The 7284-nt window shown below is 72.0% G+C and carries 7 protein-coding genes; 1 reads left to right on the plus strand and 6 read right to left on the minus strand.

Annotated elements, in window-relative coordinates:
• The first annotated feature begins 52 nt into the window (after window positions 1-52).
• Window positions 53-286 carry a ferredoxin gene (locus F2B26_RS13330; protein WP_159810159.1) on the plus strand — a complete coding sequence of 78 codons (234 nt, stop codon included), beginning with the start codon at window positions 53-55 and terminating at the stop codon, window positions 284-286.
• 48 nt (window positions 287-334) lie between these two features.
• Here the strand turns inward: F2B26_RS13330 and F2B26_RS13335 are convergent, their stop codons facing one another.
• The 6 genes from F2B26_RS13335 to F2B26_RS13360 all read right to left on the minus strand — a co-directional run.
• The gene (locus F2B26_RS13335; protein WP_159810161.1) at window positions 335-3172 is read right to left on the minus strand and encodes a bifunctional YncE family protein/alkaline phosphatase family protein; all 2838 of its coding nucleotides are present in this window, start codon (window positions 3170-3172) and stop codon (window positions 335-337) included.
• 441 nt (window positions 3173-3613) lie between these two features.
• Complete coding sequence (locus F2B26_RS13340) at window positions 3614-4174, minus strand: DUF6036 family nucleotidyltransferase (protein ID WP_159810163.1); 561 nt, start codon at window positions 4172-4174, stop codon at window positions 3614-3616.
• Window positions 4171-4752 (minus strand): hypothetical protein, encoded by a 582-nt coding sequence (locus F2B26_RS13345; protein WP_159810165.1) that lies wholly within the window; start codon window positions 4750-4752, stop codon window positions 4171-4173. Before F2B26_RS13345 ends, F2B26_RS13340 begins: the two co-directional genes overlap by 4 nt.
• A gap of 238 nt (window positions 4753-4990) precedes the next feature.
• A complete protein-coding gene (gene kilB, locus F2B26_RS13350; RefSeq protein WP_159810167.1) occupies window positions 4991-5539 on the minus strand; it encodes a plasmid transfer protein KilB in 549 nt (182 codons plus the stop codon).
• 136 nt (window positions 5540-5675) lie between these two features.
• Window positions 5676-6665, minus strand: a complete 990-nt coding sequence (locus F2B26_RS13355; RefSeq protein ID WP_235929669.1) for a MaoC/PaaZ C-terminal domain-containing protein — start codon at window positions 6663-6665, stop codon at window positions 5676-5678.
• The coding region (locus F2B26_RS13360; protein ID WP_159810169.1) for an SDR family oxidoreductase at window positions 6662-7284 on the minus strand (623 nt) is incomplete at its 5' end. The genes F2B26_RS13360 and F2B26_RS13355, both read right to left, overlap by 4 nt.

Raw genomic sequence — 7284 nt, forward strand, 5'->3', positions numbered from 1 at the left:
CCGGCCGGCCCTGCGCCCACGGTGCCGGCCCGGCGCTGCCGGGGGTGCCCGGATGAGCCGGGCGCCGGAGGTCACGCAGCGGCTGCGGGTGGACCCGGTGGCGTGCGAGGGCATCGGCCTGTGCGCGCAGGTCGCGGACCGGCTGATCGAGCTGGACCGCTGGGGCTACCCGATCGTGGCCGGTGACCTCGACCGCTCCCAGGTCAAGGAGGCCCGGCGCGCCGTCCGCGCCTGCCCTCGCCGGGCCCTGTGGCTGGAGGAGACCGCCGAGGGCGACCGGCGCTGATCGTCGGTCCCGCAGGCCCCCCACCTGCGGGACCGACACCCAGCGGGCTCAGTCGGCCTCGCCGGCCTCCTCACCCTCGGCGTCCGGGCCGGGCGGCGGCGGGTTCGAGTCGGAGCCGTAGACCGAGTGCCACAGGATCGCGTCGAGCACCCGCTGCGGCACCCGGTCCACCTGGTCGAGCGCGAGCGAGGCGGACCACTCCGAGTCCGGTGACGCGGCGTCGTTCATGGTGAGCAGGTCGACCGTCGCCGGGCGCGCCGTGTAGGGCGCCAGGTTCTCCGGGGTCGAGGTGAACACGTCGTACATGGGGGTGGCGGTCGCGTCGTTGAGGCTCAGCGGGTCCATCCCGATGATGAGCTCGATGGACCGCACCACGGACACCAGGTCGTACCGGGTGTGCAGCACGGCCCCCTGCTTCGTGTAGGGGCTGACGACCAGGGCCGGGATGCGGTGCGCGTTCACGTGGTCGGCACCGTCCTGCGAGTCGTCCTCCACGACGAAGATCGCGGACGACGACCAGATGTCCGAGCTCGAGATGAGCTGGACGAGCTGTCCCAGGCCCAGGTCGGCGTCGGCCTGCATCGCCGTCGGGGTGGGGAACCCGGGCTGGGTGCCGCGGGTGTGGTCGCTCGGCATCGACAGGTAGCTGAGCGCCGGGACAGAGTCGGTGGCCAGCTGCTGGGCGAACCGCTGGGCGAAGCAGTCGTAGTGCGAGTACGCGCCCTGGGGGGCTCCGGCAGGCATGGACGAGTCGAAGATCTCGCCGCCGTCCATCGCGGTGCCGATCGACATGTCGCCCGGGTAGCAGCCGTTGGTGGTCGGCCCGAGGTCGGAGTTGGCCTCGACCTTGGTGAGCTCGGCCAGGGCCTGCGGCGACCGGTCGCGGTCGGGCACCGAGGTGAAGCCGCCGATGAACGCCTCGCCGTAGTTGAAGTACGAGATGCCCTGGCGCTCGGCCTGGTTGAACAGGAAGCCGTTGGGCGGGTTGTCCACGACGAACGAGCCGAAGTCGTTGGGCCGGCCGCGGCCGCCGTACTGCTGCACCCAGTTGCGGGTGACGTAGTCCGGCACGATCGACGCCGCCGTCCAGTAGTGGCCCTGGATCGACGCCTCGGAGTTGGCGTACACGTTGTCCAGCAGCGGGAACTGCTGGACCAGGGCGTGCATGTTGGGCGTCGTGCCCTGGCCGAACACGGTGAGCTTCGGGTCGCCGTTGCCCCGGGTGTCGTCGCCGAGCAACTGGTCGTAGCTGCGGTTCTCGCGCACCACGAAGAACACGTGCTTGATCGGCCCGTCGGCCCGCAGCACGGTGTCCTTCGGCGCGGCCTGGGTGTTGGTGGGCAGCTGCTGGGCGGACGCCGCGGCGGTGGAGGCGGCCACCTGCGCGTCCGTGGGCAGCGGGAGGATCCCGGCCTGCCCGGTGACCATCCGCGGCGGGTAGGCGTAGCCGTCGAAGACGTCGGTGCTGGGGGGCTTGGGGTTGAACGCCCAGAAGATCGGGTCGGCGGCGTTCGCGGGGTTCGTGCCCTTCGGGTTCGGGCCGATCCCGACGCCCTCGGCGGTCACGTAGAGCAGCCGGGCCGGCTGGCCGTCGGCGGCGGACGTGGTGAGCACGGCCTGCGGCTGCTGCGAGGTCGGGATGCGGCCGACCATCGTCCAGCCGGTGCCGCCGGCGGCGACGGTCTCGGTGGTGGCGGTGGCCGCGTCGTCGCCGTCGCCGTCCGCGTCGGCCGTGGTGGTCGCGGTCTCGTCGTCCGAGGTCGCAGCGGTGGACTCGTCGTCGGAGGCGGTCGCAGGGGCGCTCGCGCCTGCCTCGGCCGCGGTGTCCTCGTCGGGCACGGTGAAGACGGCGATCTCGTCGGCGCCGGACTCCGCGACGTACAGCCGGTCGCCGGTCTGGTTGAGCGTGACGGCCACCGGCATGGTGCCCAGCCCCTCGGGCCGTCCGACGGACAGGGTGCGCTCGACCTCACGGTCGGCCAGGTCGAGGACCACTACCTGGTCGCTCGCGGACAGCGCGACGAAGGCGCGCTCACCCTCGGCGTCGACGACGATGCCCTGCGGGTGCGACAGCGGGGCGCCGACGGTGACGTCGGTGAGCTTGGTCGCGGTCGCCAGGTCGATGACCGACACGGTGCCGGCGGCCTCGTTGCTCACCAGCCCGAGCGTGCCGTCGGGGGTGATCGCGGCACCGAACGGGTAGCTGCCGGTGTCGACGTAGGAGACCTGGTCGCCGCCCGTGAGGTCGATGACGGCGGCGCTGTTCGCCAGGTTGAGGGCGACGAGCAGCCGGCTGCCGTCGGGGGAGACCGCGAGCTTCTGCGGCCAGGCGGCGACCGTGGCGGGCTCACCCGCACGGGGCGGCGGGAACACCTGGACGGCCGGTGCGCCGGGCTGCGGCGGCACCTTGATGACCCGGTCCAGGCTCGCCTGCCCGCAGGTGTCGCCCCAGCTGTAGACCAGCACGTCGTCGCCCTGCGCGCCGGGCAGGTCGTTCTTGGTGGGCTGCCAGCGGGAGTTGGGCAGCCCCGAGACGTACGCGAGCCGGTGGACCGAGTCGAGCGTGATCCCGCCGGAGGCGCCGGGCAGCTCGACGATCTGGCAGACGGCGTTCGTCGTGGTGTCGACGATGCGGATGTCGTTGGAGTCGAACCCCGCCGACACGGTCCACAGGTACCTGCCGTCGGCGGTGACCGCACCACCCATCGGCAGGTTCCCCAGGGTCACGGAGGTCCCCGCGGGGGTGAGCCGGTGCCCGTTGGGCAGCAGGGCGTCGACCGGGTCCGGGGTCGCGGTGTCGGCGGCGGTGCGTTCGGCCGACCGGTTGACGGCGATGACGACGGGCACCACGGCGAGGGCCACGGCGGCGGTGAGTGCGCCTGCCATGATGAGCCTGCGCCTGGGCCGGCGGGACGCGTCTGGTGCGGGGGAAGGGGTCACGACGGGGTCTCGCGCTTCTGTCCGACGTCCCGGGTGTCCCGGTCGGGAGGCCCGGGTCCTGCACGACGCCTCGTTGCGTCGGCACAGCCCTCAAGAGCAGTCCTCAGCGACTGCACAGGATGTGTATCGGCTTCCGGCAGGGTCGCGTGGGGGACCTTGGTCCCGGTGGTGCGGGTCCTGGTCCTGGTCCTGGTCGCGAGGTGGGTCGCGTGCTGGATCGGCTCACCCGGTCCGGGCTCGTCCCCGGCTTCGTCTCCCCCGGGAAGTGGTCAGTTGGGCGCCTCGGCGCGGTGGTGTCAGGTCCCAACTGACCAGTTCTCGACCCGGCGGGGCCGGGGGAGCTCTCGGGGCGTGTCGATGGGGCGTAAAGATGGATAGGACATCGGCTTATCCATCTTTACGGCGGCGGGACCTGACCTCGCGCAGGACCTCGGCGGCATCGATCGTCAGCTCCTCGTCGTCGGGCATCCGCGGGCCCCAGCCGTCGGGGTACACCTCGTGGACGATCGCGACGAGCTCGTGCGGCTCCGTCAGCCCGAGGGTTCGCGTGAGCACGACGAGGTCGTCGAAGTCGCGCTCGCGGTTGGACAGCAGCTTCATCGCGAGCAGCACCGTGGTGGAGGCGAACGCCACGTGCAGGCCGGGAGCCTCGGGCGGTGGTGGCGGGTCGTGGTCGGGCATGAAGGCTGACGCCCGGGAGTTCAGCCAGTCCGGCGGGAGTCCCATCTCGGTGGCGACAGTGCTGGCCGCAGCGAGCACCTCGGGGGCCGGTCGGAAGACCGCGTCGACGTCGACGGTCGAGCGGCGCCCGTCGTACTCCAGGGCGATCGCGGCGCCGCCGACCACGTAGAGGCTGGCCTTCACGCCGCGTGCAGCCAGGACGGTGTCGAGCCGGTCGAGTGCGTCGCGGATCTGCGCGCTGGTGAGGGCGCGGATCTCGCGGCTCATGCCGTCACCAGGTCCTTGGCTGAGACGAACAGGTTGAGGGCTGCGAGGTCCGGCGGTGTCGAGGCTCGGACGCGCTCCGCGCGGGCGGGTGTCGCGGCCAGCACCCATGGCGTCGGGAGGCGGTGCGGCGTCGCCCAGTCCGGGTGACGCAGCCCGCGGGCGTCGAAGGCGCGGCGGGTGAGTGCCAGCAGCAGGGTGTCGAACCGCTCGTCACGTATCGGGGCCGGGGTGACGGCCCACTCGGCCACGTCGTCGGCGTCCTCGAGTGCGCTGAGGTGGTCGAGAGCCTGGGTGAGCATGCGGAACGCCATCATCGGGTCGCCGTCGGCCAGCTCACGCCGGGCGGCGTCGGCCGCGCTGCGGGCCGTCATCCAGGTGCGGGGCCGGCCGGCCGCGTCCTTGGGCGCCGAGGTGGTCGCAAGGCGGTGGATCTCGGGCTGGGAACGGTCCAGCTCAGCGGCGAGGTCGCGCTGGGTGCGGCCCTGGCGCAGGGCGGCGGCGATGGCCGAGCGCAGTCGTCGGCTCGCGTCGGCGCGCTGGCGTTCGAGCGCGTCGACCTGGGTGCGGAGAGAGCCCATCGTCCACCTCCTGATAGGGAGATGCTATCAAGTCGCGTCGCGGCGCGCTTCCGCCCGCTGGATCTATAGCTGCGCGGTAGGAAGTTCGTGCGTCCCGGAACTCGGCGCCGTGAGCGTCTTCGCCCTCGCTGTGGGCTCGGGTGATGAAGGAGCGGGGTGGGTGGAGTACATCCCTGGCGCGCCCAGCTCGATGCTCCCGCGCTTCTTGTCTGCGTTCGTGGGCCAGCGACTCCTGGGATCAGCGTCGGTGTCGGTGCCACGGCTTCGTCCGGCGTTTGTCACTCTCAAGATCCCGCCGCGCGGCGTCGACAAAGGCGTCCTTAAGCCGACCCTTCCGATCATTTGCGAGCCCGATGTACTCCTTCCTGGCCTTCCCGCCTCGAAGTAGTCTCAGCGGATTTGCAGCAGTAATTTCGTCGGCGTAGGAGGTGGCCGCCTCAAGCACCTCCTGCGGCGCCAAGATCTGCAAGCGGGCCTGCGCGTCCCATGCGGCCCCTCGCGCGCGATCAATTCTCTTCCGGCACTCGTCAACCTCGGGCGAGTCGGGATCGGCCCGATCAATCGCGGGTCCCAGAATTCTGCGTGCCCGGTCGTACTCGCTGAATCTTGAGTCCTGGGTAGTGAGGAGATCGGCGTACGCCGAAATCCTGTGGTCTAGGTTGCGGTCGGTGAGGCTTCGCTGGTATTTTGCCGCCGTCCACGCTTGGGTGATGAGGAGCCCGAGAATGGTCACTACCAGAGTTACGAGGGCGACTATTCCTTGCAGATTTGAAGCGTTAATGGTCATTGCATAATGGTAGCAGATTACGGCGCGCTCCGAATCTCGGCGATGTAGTGTACTAGGTCTGGTGTCGGCGGCTGAGTGGCATTGTTTACGTGTCAGATTCGTCGATTTGGGCCGGGTCTAGCGAGTGAGAACGCACTCATCTCGCCTCCACCCGCCCCACCACATGCGGCTTCCCGTCGCGCGGTCTCCACGCCGCCAGGCTGAAACCCCCGTCATCCGGCGCGACCCGGACGTCGACCACCGACGGCAGCAGCACCGGCGCGGCGAACTCGACCGTCCACGTGAACGCGTCACCACGCCCGGGGCCTACCGCAGCGAGCAGCCTCGCGGCGGTGTCCATGCCGTGGGCGAGGGCGCGGGGGAAGCCGAAGAGTCGCGCGGTGACGGGCGACAGGTGGATCGGGTTGCGGTCGCCGCTCACCGCCGCGTAGGCGCGGCCTCGGTCGGCGGGCAGGTGCCACCGGGCCGTCGGCGCCTCGGGGACGACGAACGGCGCGGGCCGCTCCGGTGACCGCGCCTCGCCGAGCAGCCGGAGGCCCTTGGCCAGGTAGGTCGAGGTGCCGGTCCAGATGACCTGGCCGTCGGCCTCGGCCTCGGTGACGAGGTCGACGGCGGTGCCGGCGCGGTGGGCGTGCAGGTGCTCGGCGCGGGCCGAGAGTGTGAGGCGGTCGCCGAGCAGGGCGGGGCGGTGCTGGACGACGTGGTTGGCCACGTGCACCAGGCCGAGCGCCGGCAGCGGGAAGTCGTCGGCCGTGAGGAGGGCCATGGCCAGGGGGAACGCCAGGACGTGGACGAATCCGGCGGGCAGCACGTCGTTCGCGGGCTCGCCGAGCAGGTGCTGGTACGCGGTGAGGTGGGCGGCGTCGGCGCGTACGTCGTGCACCAGCAGGCGACGGGCGGGCAGCGTGGCGGGGGCGCGCGCCGCCGACGAGTGAGGTCGACCCAACGCCCGTCGCCCCGCGCCCGACAATGCCCGCCGGCCCGCGCCCGTGAGCGCCCTCGCGTAGAGCCCGCCGAGCGTCGGCACCTCGCCCAGCTCGACGACGGGCCGCCGCGCGGCGGGGTAGCCGGAACCCCGGCGAGAGTCCTGCGAGTCGGCGGCCTCCGACACCCCGCCCCCGCTCACCGCCCCACCAGGTTCTGGCCGCAGACCCGCAGCGTCCGCCCCTGGATCCCGGGGGCCGTGGGTCCGGCGAGCAGCGCGACGGCCTCGGCCACATCGACCGGGAGGCCGCCCTGCGCCAGGGAGCTGAGCCGTCGGGCGACCTGCCGGGTCACCGCCGGCATGCGTGCCGTCATCTCGGTCTCGATGAACCCGGGCGCCACCGCGTTGGCCGTGCCGCCGAACGGGGCCAGCAGCGCCGCCGTGGCCCGGACCAGGCCCATCACGCCCGCCTTGGAGGTGGCGTAGTTGGTCTGGCCGCGGTTGCCGGCGATGCCCGAGGTCGACGCGATCGACACGAGGCGCGGGGCGTCGGCGAAGTCGCCCGAGGTGAGCAGGGTCTCGTTGATCGCGAGCTGGGACTCCAGGTTGACCGCGAGCACCTGGTCCCAGCGTTCGGGCGTCATGTTGGCCAGCAGCTTGTCCCGCGTGATCCCGGCGTTGTGCACGACGGCGTCGAGCCGCCCGTGCCGGCCCAGCGCGTGCTCCAGGATGCGCGCCCCCGCGTCGGGCGACGTGACGTCGAGCTGCAGCGCCGTGCCGCGTGCCGCGTTGGCCGTGCGCACCAGACCGTCGCCCGCCG

Source organism: Cellulomonas citrea (assembly GCF_009829685.1).
In the GTDB taxonomy this organism is placed as follows: Bacteria; Actinomycetota; Actinomycetes; order Actinomycetales; family Cellulomonadaceae; genus Cellulomonas; species Cellulomonas citrea.